Genomic DNA, 23,465 nt, shown 5'->3' with positions numbered 1-23,465 from the left:
TTGAGGTGACAAGTTAGATTATTTATTTCTTTTTATAGATCTTCCACAAGTCATTATTAGCCAATGGCTGGCTATAAGCGTCATTACGACGCTTACGTGGGGTCTGCCGACTATCAACAACTTTAAAGTCTGGTAAGGCCTGTATAATCAGGCCTGTACGATAAAAACGTAACCGTTCCGGCTCCAACATCTCGCCTTTACTGTCTCGGCAAAAAACATAAGCACGCAAATCAATAAACTCACGATGGGCCACTAATCTTGCTTCATCATCCTGCTCAAATACCGCAGCCATGCGTTCAAGCTCTTGTGCACTATAATCACCGCATTTATCTGTCAAAGCGGCCACTGAACCAAAGCTTTTAGATTCTTTGGCAAGGGTCTTAGTTAAGTGTAAACGCTGAACATGATAGATAAACTGGGGAATCTCAAGGCTAGCAGGCAAGGGCAAATAATCAGGGGGTAGATAAGCGGCAGGATAAAAAGCCATAGCGCGCTCAAGTAAGTTCTGCCAGCGCTGCTGATAAGCTTGTACTTCTGCTAAGTTGCCTGCAAAAATAGGCATGTCAAAAATCTGACGTAAAATATCAGGAGGGAACTGCTGATCACGAAAGCTGGCGATATCTTCTTGTAGGGTCGATAGCAACGCTTTAGCGCGTTTCTTTCCTTGTTTTGAGTCAAGCTCATCAAGCTGACCTTCCAGAAAATCGGGGGCAACAAAGGGAGCGGAGCGTCTAGACATAAGGCGTATCATCAAATAAATGTTTAAGTTAAACAAGTATATATAATTTATAGCATTAACAATGAATAATTTACGCTGATATTATTTTGTTAGCTCATCAATATAATCTTTAATCTTGTCTTCACGGGCAATGCGATGGTGACCGCCCTCAAAATATTCTACCTCCCAGCTTTCGGGCACCTTGATTAAGGTTTGGCGCGCGGTGGCCACAGCTAATATCTCATCATTAACTTCAATCATCACTTTAGTCATCTGGCTATTATGGTGAGGAAAAGGTAAGTCATCTATGTTAGCGGCTCTATTAAAGAGCACTACGTTAGGATTGATACAAGGCGCAATCAATAACGACTTGAGCCCATACTTATGAGCGAAGTGGTTGGCAAACCAGCCACCGAGCGAGTGTCCTACTAGCACTATCTGCGGATACTCAGCCATTTTCTGTTGCAAAAGATCTTCATAAGTATCCAGCGCTAGTTGGAATCCTTGACGATAATTAACGGTTAGACAGTATTTTGGTGTGTGCTCTATACAAGTAAACTTATTAGTCTCACAGCTGGAGTCAAGACCATGGAAGAAAAGTAGTAAGGTTGGCTGTTGCTTAATAAGTGAGATCATAATTTTATACTTATAAGTTGAAACTAATGTGAGTGGCCCATATGACCGCTATTAGCGCTTGTTGGACGTTCTGCTATATCACAGATTAACCCATCACTGTGCGCTTGCGGATGGCTTAGACTCTCCACCTGAATCGTTGCATGGTTAATGCCTAGATCTAACAAGCGTTGTTCAAGCTCAGCTATTAATAGGCTGGCTTCACGAATGCTCATTTCGTCATCGACTACCACATGGCAGGACAAGGCATTTAAGCCACTAGTAATACTCCAGACATGTAAATCATGCATCTTAGTAACTTGTGGATGATCAAGTAAACGCTGCTCTACAGTCTCTATGGAAATACCTTTGGGTGTCCCTTCCATCAAGATATGTACTGAGTCACGTACTACTCGATAGCCACTGATTATGATTAATATAGCAACGATAACTGACGCTGCAGCATCGGCCCACACCCAGCCAAAGCTCATCATTAATAGGGCAGCAATGATAGCGGCTACTGAACCCATCAAGTCGCTCAATACATGCAAATAAGCGCTTTGCATATTGAGATTGGCAGGTTTTTTTGCTGGAGCTTGCGAGTCGGGTGCTGCTGAAGGATCGGTGAGACTGGAGTCTAAATTATTAGAGCTTGAACTATGGCTATGTCCATGACTGTCCTCACTGTTATTGCCCCGATGCATCAGCCAAGCGACTAGAACGTTTACCAGCATACCGATAGTAGCTATGATAAGCATACCTTGAGTGGCAATCTCTGGTGGTGAGTTAAAACGCTTAATGGCTTCGTAAAATATGAGTAAGGCAATGATAATTAGGGTAGCGCCGTTGACCCCAGCGACTAAAATTTCGAAGCGTTTATAGCCAAAAGTTTTTTGCCGAGTAGCTGCTTTTTCGCCTATTTTGAAAGCCATCAGCGTAGCACCAAGAGCAATAGCGTCGCTGAGCATATGACCGGCGTCAGATAATAGCGCCAAACTGCCAGTCATCCAGCCGCCTATGGCTTCAATAAACATATAGCCAGTAATGATGACAAAGCTGATCAATAAAGTACGTTGATAGCCTTTAGTATCTTGTACTGATGGTTTATTTGCTGCTAAATTATCATGATCGCCGTGATCGCCATGATCGCCATGATCGTTGTGATCGTGTTGATGTCCAGCATTATGGCTGTGGTCATGGCTATCACTAGCAGGATGAGAAGGTTTGGAACTCATAATAACTCTCAATATTTCTTAATAGCTCTTAACTTTATACTGATAAAGCAGAGCCTAACCAGTAGAAATTTAGCATATTTATTATTACTAAGCTGTAATAAGCAAGTAAAGACTGATGTGATTTACTGCAGTCAGCGCTGATAGAGAGTGCAGCCTATAATGGATAACGGATAACGGATAACGGATAACGGATAACGGATAACGGATAACGGATAACGGATAAGCAAGCTATAAGCTACCAACCGACCGGATCGATATCTAAAGTGAGCTTAAGATATTTAGTACTAGGTAGTGCTAGTACGGGCTGCCACCATAAGTTCAATACTTGATGCAACTGCTGGCGATCTTTGGCTAACAGTAATAATTGCGAGTGATATAAGCTGTTCTTTTTGCTCATTGGAGCATCAATAGGGCCTAGTACTGCCAGTTTATGGTTGGCAGGCAAGTTAGCAATAGCATCCTTGAGCGCCTGTATGGTAGCCACTAGCGTCTTGCCCTCACAGCGAATAAGCGCCGCATGGCTATAAGGCGGCAATCCCATCATTTTACGCTCTTGTAGCAGCTGGCGTGCGAATGATAAGTAGCCATCTTTGACTAGCTTTAGCAATAGCTCATTTTCAGGTTGTAGGGTTTGAATCAGCACACGGCCAGCTTTGTCACCCCGCCCAGCACGCCCAGCGACTTGAATCATCAGTTGAGCGGTATGTTCAGGTGAGCGAAAATCTGCGGACAAAAATCCTCGATCGGCATTAGGCAAACAAACCAGCGTGACGTTAGGGAAGTGATGACCTTTAGCGACCATCTGAGTGCCAACTAAAATGGCAGGCTTGCCCTGATTGATACGCTGGTAAATATTCTCCCAGCTGTCTTTACGGCGCGTAGTATCACGGTCAATCTGAATAATAGGATATAGCTGCTTACTGGTTTGTGGATTGGCAAAAATAGCATGTAGGTTTTCGCTCAGTCTTGTAGTACCCATACCTCGAGCATCTAAGTTTTGACTGGCGCAATCAGGACAAGTCGTTGGAATATAAGCTTGCCAATCACAATGGTGACACTTTAAATAGCTACTGTTATAGGAGCTGCTTTGCGATGAGCTATTATAATGGACAGTCAGATGGGCATCGCAGCGTGGACAGTCCGCTTGCCAACCACAAGCCTCACACAATAATACAGGGGCGTAACCACGGCGGTTTAAAAATATTAATACTTGATCGCCAGCTTCTAAAGTTTGTTTGATAGCGCCAATCAGTACATCAGTTAAACCGGTATCATAACGGGCGCCATCATCTTGAGCTTGTTGATGAGTGCTTTGCAGGCGTGCGTCGATCAGCTGCATAGTAGCAGGCTTAGCATTGCCAGGACGAGTGCGCAACTGATACTCAATGAGTTTATGCTCATCGATGAGCTTTAGGTGTTCAAGAGTAGGGGTTGCTGTGCCTAGTACCACTGGGATTTTGGCTTGAAAACCACGGTATAGAGCCACGTCAGCGGCATGGTAGCGTAAAGTATCTTGCTGCTTATAGGAAACATCATGGGCTTCATCAACGACTATTAGCCCCAAATTAGCAAAAGGATAAAGCACAGCTGAGCGAGTACCGATGATAATCTGTGCATGACCAGTACGGCAGTCCTGCCAGCCCTGCATACGATAAGTATTGCTCATCCCTGAATGTAATAATATGATTTGAGCGGCAAAACGACTGGCAAAACGGGCTCGTGTTTGGGGGGTAAGGCCAATCTCTGGCACTAAGATCAGTACTTGCTTACCGGCTTCTAACACGGCTTGCATAGCCTGCAAATAGACTTCAGTTTTACCGCTACCCGTAATACCGTTGAGTAAAAACCCAGTATAAGTGTTGGCTTTATGAGCTTCGACTATAGCGGTAACTGCTTGCTGCTGTTCCTGGTTTAAATCCAAGGGCATCTTGGCTAAGCTGACTGCTGGCGGGGCGGCTTTAGTTTCGATATAACGCTCTACAAGGTTTTTTTCTTCTAGGGTTTTTAAAAAAGCGCGTTGCATGCCCTCTAGTAATAATACCTCTTCACTAGCGCCACGCTTACCATGCAATTTGAGCATATCGAACTGTTGCTTTTGTTTTTTTGCATTGGCATGAAAATCATCGTCATTGATATTAGCAAGTATGCGCCAATGGGTGATGAGTAGATCTAGCGGCTTACCTTGTCTGATCAAACTCGGTAGCATCACTGATAAGGTATCGCCTAAAGGATAATGATAATAGCGTGCCAGCCAATAGGCTAGAGCCAGCATTTGCTCGTTTAGAATCGGTTCATCATCTAAACAGCGAGTGATAGGTTTTAGCTTGTTTGGGGGAACTGAACTTTGATCTTTAGCAATATAATTGATGACCACACCGATTAAGGTTTGTCGTCCAAAAGGTACTTCTACACGGCTGCCGATAGCAGGTAAAGCTTGAGCATGGGCCATGCTACTGTCTGCTGAGCTATAGTCAAATACCCGATAGAGAGGAACTGGTAGAGCCACTTGTAGCAACATGAAAATGCTCTCAGCCTTATAAAATTAAAAAAAAATAATCGCTAAATAGCCACTAAGCCCAAATAGCCGTTTTTTACAACAGCACTTTGGGCCTAGTTATTACTTGCTGTATCTTGACTGTATTTGAGCTCTGACTTATGCAATATACATAATAGACTCAATCTCGACCACGCCACCTTTAGGAAGGGCTGCAACTTGAACGGCTGCACGGGCAGGATAAGGCTCACTTAAATTGGCCATAAACACTTCGTTTAAAGCAGCGAAATCATTCAGGTCAGTCAAAGAGACATTGAATTTGACCACGTCGTTGATAGTGCCACCAGCTGCTTCACAAATCGCTTTGATATTCTCAAAAACTTGCTTAGCTTGTGCCTCAAAGCCGTTTTTTAGCTCCATAGTTTGCGGATCAAAACCGAGCTGTCCTGAGATATAGACAGTGTTGTCGACTTTGATAGCTTGTGAGTAAGTACCAACAGCGGCAGGGGCTTTGTCCGTTTGAATGGTTTGACGGCTCATAATATATCCTTGTTGTATATTGATAGCATAAATTGCTAGTGAGGAATTTCGGACTTGCTAGGCGCTTAACAATAACAAGTCATATTTTTTAGACCATGCTAACTTAATGGATTGTAATTAGTCAGCTTTATTGGTTTGAGTGTTGTTTATAAGTACAGTACTGCTAAAGGCTTTTTCTGCTTTTTTACAATTAAGCCTAGCTTTAACTTAGCCTAAGTAGTTAGACATAAAACTTCGCCTAAAAATTATAACTGATATAGGCGCATAATATTAGGAAAACCTAACAATGAGCGCAATTCGCGGATACCTTGCGCCAAGTGACTGCGACTACGCACCACGATTTGCAAAATAGTATCGCTGTTACGGACATCAATCGTTTCTACACCGATATTAAGCTGACGCAGATGATAAATCACGGCGCTAATTTGCTCGTCGTTTAGTACGGTCGATAGCTTCAAGAAGGCGGGGAAACGTATTTTGCCCGCATATTCTTCAGACTCACTTTGCTTAACCGCCTTGTCGTCGCGCCAACGCAATTGAATAACTTGATAGGGGTTATCTTTACGAATTTCATCTAGCGAAAAGCACTTGTGTCGATGGGCTACTAAGCCATGTCGGGATAAATGACCGACGATAGGATCGCCATAAATCGGATGGCAGCAATTGGCAAAGTCAAGCTCGACTCCGGCAGCATTGGCAATTAGCTGTTGTGGTTGTACCACTGGCTCATTACTATCTTCAGTATGCATGCTACTGAGATCATCATTGAACAGACGAGATACTACCAGCTGTGGCAACAAAGTCCCACAACTGATCTGCTCAAATAGCTCGCTTTTTTCGGCCAACCCACGCCATTCAAGTAAGTTTTTCCAATCACTATCGCTTAGATCCTCAAGACTTTTTTGATAAGTTTTTAAGGCCCGATCTAGTGCTTGTTGACCATGACGTAGTTTATCTTCTGCTGACAAGTCTTTAAACCAGCGTAATATCTGCTGACGAGCCTTATTAGTTGACACAAACCCTAGCCATTCAGCTTTAGGCTCAGAATTCTTATCAACTTCTATCTCAACCGTTTGACCATTAGTAACTATGGTACCTAACTTGGCATGTTTGCCATCGATGTTGGCACCTACTGCCACGTTACCAACCATAGGGCCTACCGCATAAGCAAAATCAAGTGCAGTCGCCCCTTGAGGCAATTCATAAGCCCGACCTTGCGGACTGTAGCAGAGGATCTTACTCGAATGTAGGTAATCCATCAGCTCATTAATAGTAGAAACCGCTGCTGAAAAATCAGGACTGTTATCATCCAACGAGTCCTCATTAATCAAATCCTTCATATTGCGCAGTGAGGCTTGAATGACGGACTGGCTAATATCAGAAGCGTGCTCAGCACCGATAACCCCAAGCCTTGAAGCATACTGCATCTTTTTGGTCATAATAGTGGCTTTAATACAGTCATTATCACGCTCGTAGATGAGGGTAAGCGACTGATTGCCACCCGGCAGTGGACGACGAATATTGTCTTCAATGTTATCATCAGAGATTTGATATTTTTTGATTAAATAATAAGCTAACTTGTCACAAGCTTCGATAGTATCTAATACAATCTCAAAAGAATACTGACGTAATAAAGAGTTGATTTCACCACGATTACGGAAGAATTGTCGATACATAGTGACCCGATTATCTAGTATCTTCACGTGTCCAGTAAGCCCTAAACTACTAAGTACTATAATTAAATAGCGATGGATGGCTTCTTTTTGAAAGTTACGGCCAAGCCCATACTGTAAAAGCTTATCCGATAGCTTGTTATACATTTCCGAATCAAGATTGCGATAACAGAGCACTTCGATATAATCAGCAATATCATTAATGCCCATAAGGCGAGCAAAAGGCACATAAAAATCTAAAGTTTCCTGAGCAGTAGCCCGTTGCTTTTCGGGACGAACGGCATCAAGGGTAGACATATTATGCAAGCGATCAGCAAGCTTTATAATCAGGACTCTAGGATCGTTGAGCGTCGCTGTCAGTATTTTATGAAAGGTTGCTGCTTTGTTTTGTTGCTTATTATGGCTAGAGGACTTTAACTTAGTCACCCCGTCGACCAGACGAGCGACAACTTTACCATAACGTTGCTCAAGCTCATCGTCGCTAACTTCAGTATCTTCTACTGTGTCATGCAAAATAGCGGCGATGATAGTATCGCGATCTAAGCGAAAGCCTGCCAATATCTCAGCAACGGCTATAGGATGAGTGATATAAGGCTCACCGGATTTACGTTTATCTTTTATATGGGCGACATCACCAAACCCGCAAGCGTCAATTACATCACGACGTTCATCAGCTGTCAGATAACTGACGGAACGCAGCAGACTATATTGAGCTTCATCAACCATGTAATGACTGAGTTTAGGTAAAGTTTGGCTCATAAAGTGGCTATCCTATTGTTTTTGGCTTATATGATAGATAGTTAGGGTTTATCACATCAAAATGGAAGGGCAGAGTTGATTATAGTTTCGTGGCAATTATGGTTTTAATGACTAGGTATACAGAACCCATAATCACCCTCTAATTAATATTAAATTACAGTAAATGTCAACTGTTAAGCTTAGAGACTTGATAAAAATTACAAGGTATTGTTTAGCGCCTTATGAACAGTGGTTTTCGCTATTTTTCTCATATAGTTGTTTAACAGCAACTAAAAGGCGACCATAACCATCTTTAAGCTAAATATATACTAAGCACAGTAAGCAAAAAACCAAGTAACTATACATAAACGGCAAAAACCACAGTATTAGACTGTGGTTTTTGATTGGTACCTTCATAATGAGCTCTAAGTAGTTCAAGTCATTATTATTGAACAAGTTTTAAATCTTAGAAACTATGATCACCTGACAAAGCTAAGTCTAAAGAGCTAGTTGCAAAATTATGCTCAGGCTGATTAAGAATATCACGAGTGATTTTACCAGCAGCAATCTCGCGTAGCGCTAATACAGTAGGTTTGTCATTATCAACACTAACCATCGGCTCAGCAATACCTTTAGCCAGTTGACGCGCGCGTTTGCTAGCAACTAAAACCAACTCAAAGCGGTTATCAACATTATCCAAACAATCTTCAATCGTTACTCGTGCCATAGATAGCTACCTCATGTTTTTTTATCAGCGCTGAATGATTGACGCTTTATGATAAACGTAGTAATAAATATTTTGTTTAAATTATAAAAAAACAAATATAAAAATTTATAGTTGAAACAACCAATCATTATAGCATTTTTCACTCAAGGACGTAATAGCTTTTTAGTTAATATTTGATGGCAAGCTAAACTGACAGTCATTGCTATTTTGCCACTCCATCATCGCTGTCCAAGCTATCTTCAGTACTATTAGCAAGTAAAGTAGTAATAGTACGCTGATGACGGCGCTGTTGACGTTTGAGCGTCTGTCTGTCGGCGACAATTATAGCCTTGAGTTCAGTCAGTGCCACCTCAAAATTATCATTGATAATGACAAAATCAAAATGGATATGCTGCTGCATCTCAGTGACTGCGCCGCTAAGGCGTTGTTCTATCACTTCGATACTGTCTTGGCCGCGAGTGGAGAGACGTTGGCGCAAAGTAGCAAGACTCGGTGGCAGAATAAAAATCATTCTGGCATCAGGGAATACTTTTTTAACTTGTAATGCCCCTTGCCAGTCAATCTCCAAAATGACGTCAACACCTGCTTGTAGCTGAGCGCGAACGCTTTGCTCAGAGGTGCCGTAGTAGTTGCCAAAAACTTCAGCGTGCTCTAAAAAGTTATTTTCAGCAATAGCAGTAGTAAAAGTATCAACGTCAGTAAAGTGATAATGTTGACCATCAATCTCGCCTGGCCGCGGGGCACGAGTAGTGTGTGAGACACTAACTGTTAGGTCATTGGTAGTGGCTAACAGCTGCTTGACTAGTGAGGTCTTGCCAGTGCCAGAAGCGGCAGTAATAATAAACAATGAACCTGTCATACAAAAGTGTCCTAGTGGTAAAAGATAGGGAATAATAAATATTATGAATAATCAAGCTTAGGCTTAGAAAGGGGGTTGTAATAATGCGGTTAACTAAGTGGCCTTTAGTACTCATTACATGGTTGTAGCTCGGTGGTAATCTATTGCTAGCTCAATACCGTTTAAAGACGACTGAGACGATAGTATTTTAAAAGGTAATAAAAGTAAATTATGCTAAAGTAGGGACATTATTTTGATTCATTACTTTTTTATCTAAATTATCTAACGATAGGCCACCTTATGCAAATTTATCTTGCCAATCCACGTGGGTTTTGTGCTGGTGTTGATCGCGCTATTGCAATTGTTAATCAAGCGTTAACACGTTTTGAGCCGCCCATTTATGTGCGCCATGAAGTGGTCCATAACAAGTTTGTCGTTTCGGACTTAGCCAATCGTGGTGCGGTATTCGTTGAAGAGCTGCATGAAGTACCTGATGGTTCTATCGTTATTTTCTCAGCTCATGGGGTCTCTAAAGCCGTTGAGGATGAGGCTAAACGCCGTGATCTCACAGTATTCGATGCTACTTGTCCTCTAGTAACAAAAGTACATATCGAAGTGGCTAAGTTCGCTCAGGACGGCATGGATGCAGTACTGATTGGTCATGCTGGACACCCTGAAGTAGAAGGTACTATGGGGCGCTTTAACCGTGGTCATGGGGGACAGATTCATTTAGTCGAGAACGAAAGCGATGTGCAAAATCTGATGGTGCAAGATGCCGATCGTTTAGCCTTTGTCACCCAAACGACTCTGTCTATGGATGACACCGCTCGTGTCATTGATGCTCTACGTGATAAATTTCCTAATATCCAAGGCCCACGCAAAGATGATATTTGCTACGCCACCCAAAATCGTCAAGATGCAGTAAAAGACTTAGCCAGTCGCTGTGAAGTGGTATTAGTAGTAGGCTCGCCGAATTCATCGAACTCAAATCGTCTGCGTGAACTAGCGGAACGCATGGGTTGTAAAGCTTATCTGATCGATAACGCTAATGAAATCAAGTCTGAGTGGTTCGATGGCATTCAAAAAGTTGGGGTCACAGCGGGTGCTTCTGCCCCAGAGGTATTGATTCAAGAGGTACTACAACAGTTGCAGGACTGGGGTGGTGAACTACCGCATGAGCTGGCAGGTATAGAAGAAAATGTGATTTTCAGCTTACCTAAAGCTTTACGTATTCCGGTAACTGAAGTCGGTAAGTAAGGGCAAGTAGCTAAGTAAGCAAGATAAATGCTTTTTGAGATAGGCTGTCAAAGAGAAAATAATATGGAAAAGCGAAAATCTAAATTTGTGTTGGCAGAAGCTAGTATTGATGACATTAACAAGCAACTGAAAATAAACTTATTGGTTATTGTACTAGTGCTATTTTTATTGGGCCTAAATAGCTTATATTTTATCAGAGAAAAAAGTGTGTTCTCTGCTGTATTGATTGTACTTATGATTTTTTTATTATTTCTTATCGCTAAGAGTCGTGACATTCTCAAGTCAAGAAAACAGCAGCTTAGTGAGTAAAACTGAATATAAAACAAAATAAAATATAGGCCTATTATGAGCGCGTATTATCATCTTATTAATCGTGAGTGGCAAGCAGATGGCAGCAGTCTAGCTCACTACCATCCTACTGATCATACTCAAGGTACTTGGAATCCGGACGATCAGCACATGTCATCGGCAACGGGATTGCTCACCCATGAGCTTAGTGAGTTTGCCGTCCAAGCTAATATGCGTATTGCCCGTATTAGCCTTGATATATTGGGTCAAATCCCTTTAGATGACTCGACTATCACTACACGCTGCATTCGTCCTGGTAGGACTATTGAGCTAATAGAAGCGGTATTAAGCAGCCGTGGTCGCGATTGCATCATTGCGCGTGCTTGGCGACTGATAACCCAAGACACTAGTAGTATTGCAGGTCTTGAGGATCAGCAGGCGTTGCATCAGCCTGATGAGCTAGCAGAGTGGCAGGAGATGCACAAATGGCCGGGTGGCTTTATCAAAACCTTGCGCTTAGTTTCAGAGCCAGAGCGTCGACCGGGCCGTGGCATGGTATGGATGACCAATAATGTAGAGATGATAGCGGGAGTGACGACTTCTGACTTAGTGCATATTTTAGGTATGGTCGATACTGCTAATGGCGTAGTGCCTAGAGCAGGTCTAGGATTGAACGACTCAGCCTGGATGTTTCCTAATACTGATTTACAAATTCATATGCATCGTCTGCCTAAAGGCCGCTGGCTAGGTATTGAGGCCGTGCAGCAGTACGGCACTGACGGTATCGGTATCACTAGTGCTGTGCTTCATGATGTTCATGGCCCCTTTGGCCGTAGCGAACAAATTCTCACTATCCGTCCGTTACCAGTCTAATTTGCCTGCAGGCCGTTTATTCTAAGCAGTGCAATACCAGCCGCTTAATAAAAATAAAAGCTGCTTGATAGGGGTAAAAACTCCACAAATCAGCAAAAAACCTATTAAATGAGCGGCGTGGCTTGAAATATTCTGCCGTGCCCCTACTTTATAAACAGTCTAGCGGTATTTAAAGTTAAGCTCAGCTATTATTAGCAGTGGGCTTAATTTAATAATAAGTTCTAATCAAAATTAAAGGAGTTTTTATGAGTGAACAAGCTGATAACCAAAATATTGATGGAAAAGAAATGGATAGCCAAAGCACTGATCAAGCGAGCACTGATCAGGCAAATACCACCAGTCAGAGCCCAGAATTAAAAAAACATAGCTTTGAAGCTGAAGTGGCACAATTACTACATTTAGTCACTCATTCTCTGTATTCTAATGCCGATATCTTCGTCCGTGAGCTGGTCTCTAACGCCTCTGACGCTTGTGATAAATTGCGTTTTGAAGCTACTAACGATGATAGTCTGTATGAAGATGATGGTGAGTTGCGTATTCGTATTGCGATCGATGAAGAGGCGAAGACTATTACCCTTATCGATAACGGTATTGGTATGAATGAAGCTGACGCTATTGAGAACTTAGGAACTATTGCTAAATCAGGTACTAAAGCGTTTTTAGACAAACTGTCTGAATCACAAAAACAAGAAGGCCAGTTAATTGGTCAGTTTGGGGTTGGCTTTTATTCAGGTTTTATCGTCGCTGATACTATCAGTGTTGAATCACGCAAAGCGGGCGATTCTGCTGACAAAGGCGTACGCTGGATATCTGATGGTACGGGCATGTTCACTGTTGAGCCTATCAACAAAGCGACCCGCGGTACTACTATTACTTTGCACCTCAAACCAGAGTATTCTGAGGGTGAAGACAGTTATTTAGACCGTAGCAAAATTAAGAGTTTGGTCAATAAGTACTCTGATCATATCAGTCTACCAATTCAGATGCGCAAAGAAGTTTGGCAAGAAGATGTAGTCGATAGCGAAGAGGAGAGTGACACCCCAGCTGGTGGTGAGATGGTACTTACTGATGATTGGGAAACTATCAACAAAGCCAGCGCTTTATGGACTCGCTCAGCAGCAGAAATCGAAGATGAAGAGTATGTCGACTTCTATAAAAACATCACTTATGACATGGATGCGCCATTAACTTGGACTCATAACCGTGTTGAAGGCCGTGTCCAGTATACTCAGCTGTTATATATTCCTAAGACCGCACCAGTAGATTTATATACTCGTGAGCAGCAACATGGTCTTAAGCTGTATGTGAAGCGCGTGTTTATTATGGATGATGCCGAGCAGCTGCTACCGATGTATCTGCGCTTTGTAAAAGGGGTAATTGATTCAGCAGATTTGCCGCTGAACGTCAGCCGTGAATTACTACAAGAGTCACGCGATGTGAAGTCAATCCGTGATGGTAACGCGCGTCGTATCCTTACTACGTTGGCAAGTTTGGCTAATAGTGAAGACAGTGAAAAGCAAGAGAAGTTCGCCCAGTTCTATACTGAGTTCGGTGACGTTATCAAAGAAGGTCTTGGCGAGGACATGGGCAATCAAGAACGCATTGCCAAGTTGCTCCGTTATTCAACTAGTACTCAAGACAGCGTAACCACTAGCTTTGAAGACTACAAAGGCCGAATGAAAGAGGGTCAAAAAGCCATCTATTATATAACGGCTGATAGTCTAGCAGCGGCTAAAAATAGCCCGCAACTTGAGCTGTTTAAAAAGAAAAACATCGAAGTTATTTTGATGACTAGTCGGGTTGATGAGTGGGCAATGAACTTCTTGACCTCGTTTGATGAGACGCCGCTACAAAACATCGCCAAAGGGGCGGTTGATTTAGGCGATCTGCAAGATGAAGAAGAAAAGGCTGAAGCGCAAAAGGCACAAGAGACTCTAAAACCGGTTATTGATAAGTTAAAAAAAGCGCTAGGCGAACGTGCTAAAGACGTTAAAGTTTCTACTCGCTTAGTAGATAGTCCAGCCTGTTTAGTAGTAGGTGAAGGCGAGCTGTCACCGCAGATGATTCAGATGCTCAAGCAAATGGGTCAAGAAGTGCCAGAGAGCAAGCCAACGCTTGAAGTCAATCCTGATCATCCATTGATCAAAAAGCTTGAGTCTAGCGAGCACGTTGACGCTGACTTTGATAAGCTAGCGCAAGTGATCTTTGATCAAGCGTTATTGGCTGATGGTGGACAGTTAGAAGATCCAGCCGCTTATCTTAAACGAGTTAATGAGCTTTTGATGCGTTAATTCTTACTAGTTATTTAGTCATTGCTCGCTGTTATTTACTAAGAGTTGTGCGGTTAAAGTAGTGCAGTTGCGTTAATGGAGAGGTCTTAGTATTAAGGCCTCTTTTTTGTGCCATTTTACAAATTATTATTGTAGTCTTAACTCACAATCTGTTACATCTGTGTTAGATTGACAGGACAAATTACTCAATTCAGTTATAATATTCAGTATTCGCCATCTCTTTATTTTTCTTGACTGCTTAGAGGTCAAAGTCTTTGTCAATTTCATCGCTAAAAACCATTTCTCTTCAGCGCTTTTCGCTTAATTTCGCTGCTAATATAATCGCCACGCTTTGGATGTTAGTAGGGTCGACTCGTGCCTTTTCTTGGGTAAAGCCGACTTTTATGCAGTTTGCGGTGTTTGCCTCATTAGCCTTAGGCAGCAACGTGCTGTTCTCATGGTTAGCCGCTGAGAATGGCAGTGTTTTTAATGAGCAAGGACTAGTCAGCTATTTGATTTGGCCGACTATTATCCTATTAGGCGGCATCATCCTTGCACGGCGTACCAGCAATCAAGGTATGTTGTTCGTGCCAGTAGTGCTATGGTTGGTGGCTGATACTCTATCAGCGCTATTACAAAGTATCGTGCAGTTTATTGGTAGTCAAGGCTGGTTGCCAGATTGGAGTTATTCTTTTTTACCTATATTGTTTTTAATATTATTCCTCTGGCAAACACTAGCGCTGTTATGGATATTTGCTCGTCGTCTACGTATGCCTTGGTGGGAACGTATTATTGTATTGCTAGGGGCTGTTGCCCTATTGACTATCTGGCAAAATAACGTGGCCGACCAGCCTATCTTTAAGCAGATTCCAGTGCAGCCAGTATTAGAAGAGGCGGCCCTTTATGAGCAGCCGCGCTTGTTACAACAAGCCCTTAATGGTATCGATTCTAGTGTGCCAGGTGCGAGTGATTGGTACTTCATGGGTGTCGCCGGCTTCTCCGAACAAAACGTCTTTCGCTCTGAAATCAACAAAGTGCGTGAGCTCTTCGATATACGTTTCGGCACTAGCGGTCGCTCGCTGTCTTTGATTAATAATAGTTATAGCTGGCTTGATGAGCCAATTGCTAGCAAAACTAGCATATTGCAGGGGCTAAAGAGAATAGGTCAGCAGATGAATGCTGATGAAGATGTATTATTCTTGACTTTATCTTCTCATGGCGATCAGGATATTGTGCAGTTATCTAACCCTCCATTAGAGATGGATAATTTAGATGCTGCTTGGCTACGAGAGGCTCTGGATGCTTCCGGTATTCGCTGGAGAGTAATCGTGGTCTCTGCTTGTTATTCAGGGTCATTCATTGATGATCTGACTTCACCAACGACGGTAGTTATTACCGCTTCAGCCGCTGATAAAATGTCATTTGGTTGTACTAACAGTGCTGAGATGACTTATTTTGGTCAAGCGTTTTTTGCTGAGAGTTTGCGTGAGAATACTAGCTTTGAGGCGGCCTTTAAAGATGCTAGCTTACGGGTTAGTGAGCGTGAAAAATTTATGGGCTTTGAGCCTTCCGAGCCACAAATGGTTATCGGTAGTTTGATGCAAACAGCGTTACCAGCTTTTGAACAAGTATTGTTCGATAAATCTCGCCCTTCGGTGTCTAGTATTAGTGCTGATAATGGCGCTATCGATGACAAATCTTTTGCTATCTCGCCTGCTATTGCCTCCGGAGCAACTCGCCCCTAACAAACAGCTATAGAAAACCAACGGATAGCTTTAGTAAAGTTCGTATAATAACACCCTATCGCTGCTAATCTGGCTAGTGTTAAATGGCTATCTTAATAATCAGCAAGCGCCTATTAAGTATCTATGCTAACCAGCAGCAAGTTTCTACTCGATGACTACTAATCAATGATTACCAATCAGCGACTAGCAATCAATGACAACCACTCGAGGACTACCAGAGGGAATTTTAATGATGAATAATTATTATGCTCATAGCTTACCTGCTAATACTCAGTTGACCAAACAGAGTGCTAATCGCTGTTTTGATGGCGAGCAACACTATTATAGCCATCAGTCATCCGCTACCAAAACCTTGATGACTTTTAGTATTTATCTTCCTGATGAAGCTTTAACAGGCCAACGCTGCCCAGCGATTATGTATCTTTCAGGATTAACCTGTAATGCGGATAATGTTACTCATAAAGCGCATTTTCAAAAGAAATGCAGCGAGCTGGGGGTAATATTCATTGCTCCTGATACTTCACCACGTAGCTCGCCTGATACTAATGCTGAAAATACTAGTGCCGAAAATGAAGTCCCTAACGATGAGCGTTATTTTGTCGGACAAGGAGCTAGCTACTATGTCGATGCTAGTTGTGCGCCTTGGTCAGAAAACTTCAATATGCAAAGTTATATCGTTGATGAGCTCTATGATTTGCTGCGTGCAGAATTCGCTATCAGTAGTATCGGTATCATGGGTCACTCTATGGGTGGTCACGGCGCTCTATTATTAGGCTTTAAATTCCCTAGCAAGTTTGTCAGTGTATCAGCGTTGTCACCAGTTTGTGCCGCCAGTGAGTCAGCATGGGGACAAGCGGCTTTCACAGAATATTTTGGTGAAGATAAAGCGCTTTGGCAGCAGTTTGATGCCTCTCATACTATCGAAACTGTCGGTCAGCAATACTCAACTATTTTGGTGGATCAAGGCGCTGCTGATGACTTTTTGGCGCAAGGCCAATTGCAACCTACTAAATTGCAGCAAGCTTGTGAAAAAGCTCAACAGCCCTTAACCCTACGTTATCAGGCTGGACATGATCATAGTTACTACTTTATTCAAAGCGTTATGGATGATCATATTCATCATCATTGTAAGGCGGCAGACTTGCCTAACAATAGATAATCGATTGTTCATTGCCAATAAAGATATTATTAGTTAAATAAATACTCAAAAGGGAGCTATTTATGACCGATGACATTATCACTGACGCGCAAGATTTATCAATAGATGAGATCGTCTTGCAACAGCCGTCTTCTGAGCACCACGACACTGAGTCTGCACTGGCAGTCATGCAAGCTGATATGCATAAGGCGTTGCAACAGAGGCAGCACCTTAGCGAGACTGGGGCTACAAGATCTACTATTGTAAATGAGGCAACAGCAGAACCAGTCACTGCGATAGATATCGAAAATCTTGATGAGTCGCATCTCTCACGAATAATAGAAATGGCTTGGGAAGATAGAACCCCATTTTCAGCCATCGAGCATAGCTATGGCTTAAACGAAGATGCAGTAATCAAACTGATGCGTCAAGAGTTAAAGCCGTCTTCTTTTCGCTTATGGCGAGAGCGAGTAACTGGGCGCGCTACGAAGCATCAAGCCAAGCGAGGCTTTGAAGTGGGCCGAGCTTATTGTAAAACCCAATACAAGCAGCGCTAAAATCTGCACAGTATTTTTAGCCGATATGTTAGTTGGCAAGTAGCGATTAACCGCTAGCTTTTAAAAGTAAATTTTAAATAGCATCGTTGAATAGGTAATTGCTAAAAAACTACGGTTAATAAATGGCTTATAATAAACCATATTTAATAAATCACGGTAACTAGGTAGCTCATTATGATTTCCCCTGCTAAGCAATACTTAATCGCTCCTTCGATCTTATCTGCTGACTTTGCCCGTTTAGGTGAGGAAGTCGATAAGGTATTAAAAGCGGGCGCTGATGTTATTCACTTCGATGTCATGGACAATCATTATGTGCCCAACTTGACTTTCGGCAGTATGATTTGTAGCGCTTTACGCAATTACGGTATTGATGCACCGATTGATGTGCATTTAATGGTGTCGCCTGTCGATGGTATGATTGAACAGTTCTTAGAAGCAGGGGCGAGCGTCATTACTTTTCACCCAGAAGCTAGTGCTCATATTGATCGGTCACTACAGTTGATCAAAGATGGTGGCGCAAAATGTGGTTTAGTATTGAATCCTGCCACACCATTACATTATTTAGACTATGTTATGGATAAAGTTGATCAGATTTTATTGATGAGCGTTAATCCAGGCTTTGGTGGTCAGTCCTTTATTGAGAGTACCTTGAATAAGGTGCGTGACGTGCGTCAGCTTATTGATGCTAGTGGTCGCGACATTAGACTTGAAGTAGACGGTGGTATCAAAGCTAATAACATTCGTGCTATCGCTGAGGCAGGGGCTGACATGTTCGTCGCAGGTTCGGCTATTTTTAATCAAGATGATTATGCGGTAGCCATCAGCGCCATGCGTGCAGAGCTGGCGGCAGTCAATAACGGCTAATAGCTGTCATTAGGTACTTTCCATTATAAGTTTTAATTTAATATTTTCAATTTATAAGCTTTAGTTCAGTAGCTTTAACTAAGAGGCGGTAATAGCGGTGACTTGCTTTATCAGTATTTAACACCATTAAAAAGCTATATACTGAGTGTAATATCAACAGAGGTGATTCATGGACACACAGAATGCAATTTCCCGTTCAGCAGCAGCTGACCATGCTCATAATACTGTCACGCCTCAAGCTGAGCGACCTAATTTAGATCAGCACCCTAAGGCGCCTAGCATCGTCCCTAAGGGTATTACTATTGGTATGGCAGTACTTGCCTTAATACTCAGCTTAGCGGGTTATGGCGCCCGTCTGATAGCCGGTCATGATACAGCAGAAGTTCTGCGTCATGCGGCAACTTTAGTACCAGCGTTTATTATCGGTATTCCCTTACTTTTTTGGATTGGATCCCGTATTTTTAACAAAATCAAAGGTACTAATATTCAAGGCTGGAATGCGATAAGTTTAGGATACTTAACTTCTTGTATTTCGTTATTATGGTTGATGGGCACTTATAGTTAACAGCCTGCAGTAGCTGTTAGATAATAGTAGCCGTTATAAAATAGTGGCCATTACACAGAAGGCTTAAGCAATAATTCATTATTGAATAGGCACTCTTATTTTATTAATTTTATAAATAAGTCATGAGTCTTATTATGACTGGACATCCGTATGCAAATCATGCCAACCCGTATCGCTAATATCATTTATCCCAAAGAGTTGCCTAACGTCTTATTTACTAGTCTTATTGTTGCTTGTCTTCTGTTAGGGCTAGCGTCGCTGCGTAACGGTACGGGCCTACAAGGCTGGCTTAATGTTATTGAGAACTGGCTGTTGATGCTGCTGATATTACCTTTAGCGACTACTGTAGTAGCACTACCTATGAAATATCGCGATCCTACTTTTCAGTTAAAAATGACTTACTACATGGGTATGTTTGTCGCTTTACTATTTACTATAGGCAAACTGCGCTATTGGCATTAAAGTAATTGCTGTAAGAACCTTATTTTGCCAAGTTAATCCTAAAACTCGTACAACGCTTAGTTGGTTGCTCTTGAAATTTAAGGCAAAAGCGTCCATTGTATGGGTTGAGAACTATTTTACCCGCATTGCTATCAGGTGATTAGAGTGATTGTCAGGTTAGCTAGTATAAGACGGGATAATGAGGAAGAGGCCGAATGCCATACGATATTGATAACGAGATAGAATTAGATAACGATAGTGCTGATCAATTTTCTGGCTTTGCCAAAGAGACTACTCTTGAGCTAGTCGAAGCTGAAAATGGCACTTTGTTATTGCGCGACACTGAAAAAGATGAAGAACCTTTAATGACTATAGATTTTTCCGATAAATTAAAAGATCTATTAGGCAGTGATACGCAAGCTATAGGTCAGCACATGATCCATGCGGCTATTCAAGTCATCATGCAAAAGCAAATGAGTCACTGGCATGCTCATGTCTATGACAAAGAGCCTAGCCATTATAGCTAACTAGTCCAGTTAAAATCATAGCCAATAAAAAAGGGTTTATCAATTGATAAACCCTTTTTTATTGGCTCAAATATTAGTCATTAATTAATGATTACTATTTGATTTTTGCTTCTTTAAACAACACGTGCTGACGAATTTTTGGATCGAATTTCTTCATTTCCATTTTGCCAGGCATAGTGCGTTTGTTTTTAGTAGTGGTGTAGTAGTAACCAGTACCGGCAGTTGATACCAACTTAATTTTATCTCTCATAACAACTTTCCTTTGAATAGTGAAGCGCTCGGCTTAAACTTTTTGACCTTTTGCACGCAAATCTGCTAGCACTTTATCAATACCAAGTTTATCAACGATGCGCATACCTTTAGTAGATATACGTAGACGTATGAAACGATTCTCAGACTCTACCCAAAAACGATGGTTATGCAGGTTTGGTAGGAAGCGACGACGGGTTTTGTTGTTTGCGTGCGAAACATTATTACCCACCATAGGGCGCTTTCCAGTCACTTGACAAACTTTAGACATGGTGAACTCCTAATCTATTAGGTATGAGATATTCTCATACCAGTCTGGGCAAGTTGCACAAATTTGCGGCATGGACACAGCAAGAGGCACATTGCACCAAACAAAACTATATGAAGGTTGAGCTGATTTTCTGCCATCTAAAGGCAAATGACAAGGTAACCAATTCAGAAAATTTTAAAGGCGACATTTATACCATATAATCAATAAAAATTCAAATTATTTTATAGTAAACGTTAACCTACTAAGTGCTTATTATACCTCGTATCCATAGAGCGATGTTATTGATTGTTTATGCAAAGAGTAAACTTTTAGTTGTAAATAAATAAAAAATTCAGTAGGGTTGTTGTTAGAAATATATACAACTTATTAACAAATACTATTTTAAAGCCAGTGAGTTGATCACCTGATGTTTATATAAAATTACTCGGCAATCTGCCTTATTTTTTTGGCAAAATTTTGCTAATTTGGAGTTCGAAAATATGCCCTATAGTCAGCGCACTTCTAAGTTATTTCAATTCACAATACTAGCAGCAGCCTTATCTGTAGCAGGATGTGGTGGCGATAGCGTAGATTCAGTTGCTCTTCCGTTTGATAATAGCGAGAGTGGTGGGCAGACAGGTGGTGGCAATAATAATAGTGAGGATCAGCAAGCTATCGAAGCGGTTAATATTAATAAAAGTAGGTTGCTTAATGCTGACGGTAACGCAATTACTACTGTCAGTCTCGATGGCGCTTACTACCAAATAGAAGTGGTAGATACAAACAAAAGTCCAATTGTAGGTGCTAAGGTTAGCTTTTCAGTTGATGCTGAGGGTGTGGTTTTATCGCAAACAACTTCTGGTTCTACTTTAACAAATAGTGAAGGTAGAGCTCGTATTTTCCTAAAACCCAATGCACCTAAAGTTTCAGGCGCTTATACTATTTCAGCGAACGCAAGTTACAGAGGCGATACTGCTGCTGATAATTTAGATTTTTTTGTACAAGCAACTAATGTGACGCTCAGCGCACTAACGATGGGAACTTCGCTATTACCATCAGGTGGACAGACAACGGTATCATTTAAGGTTAGTGATATAGCGGGCAATCCTTTGAGTGGTATACTCACTAATTTAAATAGCAGTTGTGGTCAGTTGCCGACCCAAATGAGCTCAGATTCTGATGGAGTGGTTGAAGTAGTTTATAAGGCAATTAATAGCGACAATACTTTATGTAGTGGTAATGTACACATTTCAGCAAGTACGGGAAACACAGTCCAGTCTACTAACATAGTGGTTCAAACACCTGAGGCAAACTCTATTGTGTTTACCTCAGACTCTTTTAGATTAGGCGCTAAATATAGCGGCTCATCAGCAACTGGAATAGTAGAGTTTACCGTGTATTCGGATAACATTCCGCTAGCAAATCAAGCAGTCAAACTCACCCTAAATAGAGCACCTTTTGATTTAACATTTGGCGTATTAGGTAATAGATATGAAATACCAGTTACAACAGATGAGAAAGGTCAAGTTTCTATACAGATATATCCTGGAGTGACCCCAGGTCCAGTAGAGATCAAAGCTACGTTAATAAGGGACCGCAGTATCAATGCTTTATCAAAAGGTATCTTTATTGACAGCTCTCGAGTCACTCAAAACGGTCTTAGCTTGTCTATGGGCAGCAATATACTAGACTGGAGTCTAGATGGTAAGACAACCTCTGTGACGGCGCGCATGGTTGACCGTAATGGCAATAAAGTGCCTGATGGTACCGTAGTTAGTTTTACTGCTGAAGGGGGTAAGATACTGCCCTCTAGCTGTGGGACTATTGACGGTGAATGTAGCGTTGAATTCTCTACTCAGAACCCGCGCCCAGGTGATGGGCGAGTTACCATCTTAGCGATTGCAGAGGGTGAAAAAACCTATATTGATAAAGATCAAAATAATGCTTGGAATGAAGGAGTTGACACCCTTGTTCATAACATTGGCGATACTTTCCGTGATGATAATGAAAATGGTACTTTTGAGATAGGCGAATTTACTTATCCGTTGACTACTCAAGCAAACGGGCAATGTGAAAATAACATTAGACAGTTTATAAACCTGAAGTTTCCTTCACTGGATGAACTAAAAAAACAAGCTTTTGAGAGAAACTTCATCAGCACCTTTGTATCACCTAATAAACCAATGACTTGTAATACAGGGCTGTCTACTGTAGTACGTAATGAGTCAATCCAGTTATTATCTAATGGTAATAATGCTCGCTTTACATTATTGCAGCCAAGCTCGCAGATTATAACTAGCGCAGATAAAACCGTTATTGTACGCATTAATAGTGGTGGGTTTTATGATTTAAACCCTATGCCATCAGGTACTACTATCTCAGGAACAGTTGTTGATAAAACAAAAAATAATCCTGTTGCTACAATTATTCCAGCTAAGTCGCCTGCTAATGGTTTTGTTATAAAGGTTACTGGCGCGAACTCTAATAATACTATAACGGTTAAAAAAGGCGATACTGCTTTTACAGTCGATACCGATGCACAAGGTAATGGTGAAACATCACCGTTTACTGTAGCACCAACTGGCGATATAACCGTTGAACAAGAAAGTTTAACCTGTACAGTAGAAATGGTTGTAGGGTTTGAAAAGGTTGCTGACTTAGTTGGTACAGGTAAGCCTAGTGATAACACCGGTACGATTAATACTTATAAGTTAGAGGAGTGTGAAGCTGGTGACTCTTTGAAAGTATCGGTTACCTCACCTAATAATGAAACAACGACTCGAACTTATATTATTGAATAAATATCAGGAATTCTGAACATAATAGCCATCAACTTTGCAGGGAGGGTTGGGTATTAACGAGCCCA

At 41.7% G+C, this 23,465-nt stretch carries 22 protein-coding genes; 12 read left to right on the top strand and 10 right to left on the bottom strand.

Annotation, left to right across the window (positions count from 1 at the left end; genetic code table 11):
* Window positions 1-22: 22 nt before the first annotated feature.
* From KZA12_RS10880 to gmk, 8 genes are all read right to left on the bottom strand, one after another.
* Entirely contained in the window at window positions 23-739 is a 717-nt protein-coding gene (locus KZA12_RS10880; RefSeq protein WP_201623525.1) for a hypothetical protein, read from the bottom strand.
* 81 nt (window positions 740-820) lie between these two features.
* Window positions 821-1,354, bottom strand: a complete 534-nt coding sequence (locus tag KZA12_RS10875; RefSeq protein WP_218690241.1) for a YqiA/YcfP family alpha/beta fold hydrolase — start codon at window positions 1,352-1,354, stop codon at window positions 821-823.
* A 23-nt stretch (window positions 1,355-1,377) separates the two neighbouring features.
* Entirely contained in the window at window positions 1,378-2,565 is a 1,188-nt protein-coding gene (locus KZA12_RS10870) for a cation diffusion facilitator family transporter (protein WP_218690240.1), read from the bottom strand.
* A 235-nt stretch (window positions 2,566-2,800) separates the two neighbouring features.
* Window positions 2,801-5,083, bottom strand: coding sequence for a primosomal protein N' (locus KZA12_RS10865; protein WP_218690239.1), 2,283 nt, complete (start codon window positions 5,081-5,083; stop codon window positions 2,801-2,803).
* A gap of 135 nt (window positions 5,084-5,218) precedes the next feature.
* Window positions 5,219-5,599, bottom strand: a complete 381-nt coding sequence (locus KZA12_RS10860; protein ID WP_216582036.1) for a RidA family protein — start codon at window positions 5,597-5,599, stop codon at window positions 5,219-5,221.
* Between the two features lie 245 nt (window positions 5,600-5,844).
* Window positions 5,845-8,031, bottom strand: coding sequence for a bifunctional (p)ppGpp synthetase/guanosine-3',5'-bis(diphosphate) 3'-pyrophosphohydrolase (locus tag KZA12_RS10855; RefSeq protein WP_201623530.1), 2,187 nt, complete (start codon window positions 8,029-8,031; stop codon window positions 5,845-5,847).
* Between the two features lie 445 nt (window positions 8,032-8,476).
* The gene (rpoZ, locus tag KZA12_RS10850; protein ID WP_201623883.1) at window positions 8,477-8,737 is read right to left on the bottom strand and encodes a DNA-directed RNA polymerase subunit omega; all 261 of its coding nucleotides are present in this window, start codon (window positions 8,735-8,737) and stop codon (window positions 8,477-8,479) included.
* A 202-nt stretch (window positions 8,738-8,939) separates the two neighbouring features.
* Window positions 8,940-9,596, bottom strand: coding sequence for a guanylate kinase (gene gmk / locus KZA12_RS10845; RefSeq protein WP_218690238.1), 657 nt, complete (start codon window positions 9,594-9,596; stop codon window positions 8,940-8,942).
* A gap of 279 nt (window positions 9,597-9,875) precedes the next feature.
* On the opposite strand from gmk, the gene ispH reads away from it, so the two are divergent.
* The 11 genes from ispH to KZA12_RS10790 all read left to right on the top strand — a co-directional run bounded on the left by ispH (window position 9,876) and on the right by KZA12_RS10790 (window position 20,100).
* Complete coding sequence (gene ispH / locus KZA12_RS10840; protein WP_218690237.1) at window positions 9,876-10,832, top strand: 4-hydroxy-3-methylbut-2-enyl diphosphate reductase; 957 nt, start codon at window positions 9,876-9,878, stop codon at window positions 10,830-10,832.
* 63 nt (window positions 10,833-10,895) lie between these two features.
* Window positions 10,896-11,141: a hypothetical protein gene (locus tag KZA12_RS10835; RefSeq protein ID WP_201623877.1), complete on the top strand. Its 246-nt coding sequence runs from the start codon at window positions 10,896-10,898 to the stop codon at window positions 11,139-11,141.
* Between the two features lie 36 nt (window positions 11,142-11,177).
* On the top strand, window positions 11,178-11,993 hold the full coding sequence (locus KZA12_RS10830) for a thioesterase family protein (RefSeq protein WP_218690236.1): 816 nt from the start codon (window positions 11,178-11,180) through the stop codon (window positions 11,991-11,993).
* A gap of 287 nt (window positions 11,994-12,280) precedes the next feature.
* Complete coding sequence (htpG, locus tag KZA12_RS10825) at window positions 12,281-14,284, top strand: molecular chaperone HtpG (RefSeq protein WP_218690280.1); 2,004 nt, start codon at window positions 12,281-12,283, stop codon at window positions 14,282-14,284.
* Between the two features lie 254 nt (window positions 14,285-14,538).
* On the top strand, window positions 14,539-16,008 hold the full coding sequence (locus tag KZA12_RS10820; RefSeq protein ID WP_201623873.1) for a C13 family peptidase: 1,470 nt from the start codon (window positions 14,539-14,541) through the stop codon (window positions 16,006-16,008).
* A 232-nt stretch (window positions 16,009-16,240) separates the two neighbouring features.
* Window positions 16,241-17,167 (top strand): S-formylglutathione hydrolase, encoded by a 927-nt coding sequence (gene fghA / locus KZA12_RS10815; protein ID WP_218690279.1) that lies wholly within the window; start codon window positions 16,241-16,243, stop codon window positions 17,165-17,167.
* A gap of 275 nt (window positions 17,168-17,442) precedes the next feature.
* Entirely contained in the window at window positions 17,443-17,703 is a 261-nt protein-coding gene (locus tag KZA12_RS15070; RefSeq protein WP_373416615.1) for a TIGR03643 family protein, read from the top strand.
* A gap of 174 nt (window positions 17,704-17,877) precedes the next feature.
* Window positions 17,878-18,567, top strand: a complete 690-nt coding sequence (gene rpe / locus KZA12_RS10805) for a ribulose-phosphate 3-epimerase (protein WP_201623871.1) — start codon at window positions 17,878-17,880, stop codon at window positions 18,565-18,567.
* Between the two features lie 169 nt (window positions 18,568-18,736).
* Window positions 18,737-19,132, top strand: coding sequence for a hypothetical protein (locus KZA12_RS10800; RefSeq protein WP_227677308.1), 396 nt, complete (start codon window positions 18,737-18,739; stop codon window positions 19,130-19,132).
* Between the two features lie 150 nt (window positions 19,133-19,282).
* A complete protein-coding gene (locus tag KZA12_RS10795; protein ID WP_201623869.1) occupies window positions 19,283-19,594 on the top strand; it encodes a hypothetical protein in 312 nt (103 codons plus the stop codon).
* A gap of 194 nt (window positions 19,595-19,788) precedes the next feature.
* On the top strand, window positions 19,789-20,100 hold the full coding sequence (locus KZA12_RS10790; RefSeq protein WP_201623868.1) for a hypothetical protein: 312 nt from the start codon (window positions 19,789-19,791) through the stop codon (window positions 20,098-20,100).
* A 94-nt stretch (window positions 20,101-20,194) separates the two neighbouring features.
* On the opposite strand, the gene rpmG is transcribed toward KZA12_RS10790, so the two are convergent.
* Window positions 20,195-20,350: a 50S ribosomal protein L33 gene (gene rpmG, locus KZA12_RS10785; RefSeq protein ID WP_062533708.1), complete on the bottom strand. Its 156-nt coding sequence runs from the start codon at window positions 20,348-20,350 to the stop codon at window positions 20,195-20,197.
* A 33-nt stretch (window positions 20,351-20,383) separates the two neighbouring features.
* Window positions 20,384-20,620 (bottom strand): 50S ribosomal protein L28, encoded by a 237-nt coding sequence (gene rpmB, locus KZA12_RS10780; RefSeq protein ID WP_201623866.1) that lies wholly within the window; start codon window positions 20,618-20,620, stop codon window positions 20,384-20,386.
* Window positions 20,621-21,099: 479 nt separating this feature from the next.
* On the opposite strand from rpmB, the gene KZA12_RS10775 reads away from it, so the two are divergent.
* Window positions 21,100-23,400: a hypothetical protein gene (locus tag KZA12_RS10775; protein ID WP_218690235.1), complete on the top strand. Its 2,301-nt coding sequence runs from the start codon at window positions 21,100-21,102 to the stop codon at window positions 23,398-23,400.
* Window positions 23,401-23,465: the final 65 nt, after the last annotated feature.

Source organism: Psychrobacter sp. BF1 (assembly GCF_019279065.1).
Taxonomy (GTDB): domain Bacteria; phylum Pseudomonadota; class Gammaproteobacteria; order Pseudomonadales; family Moraxellaceae; genus Psychrobacter; species Psychrobacter urativorans.
Note: the sequence above shows the minus strand (reverse complement) of the source record. Positions and strands in the feature narration are given on the sequence as shown.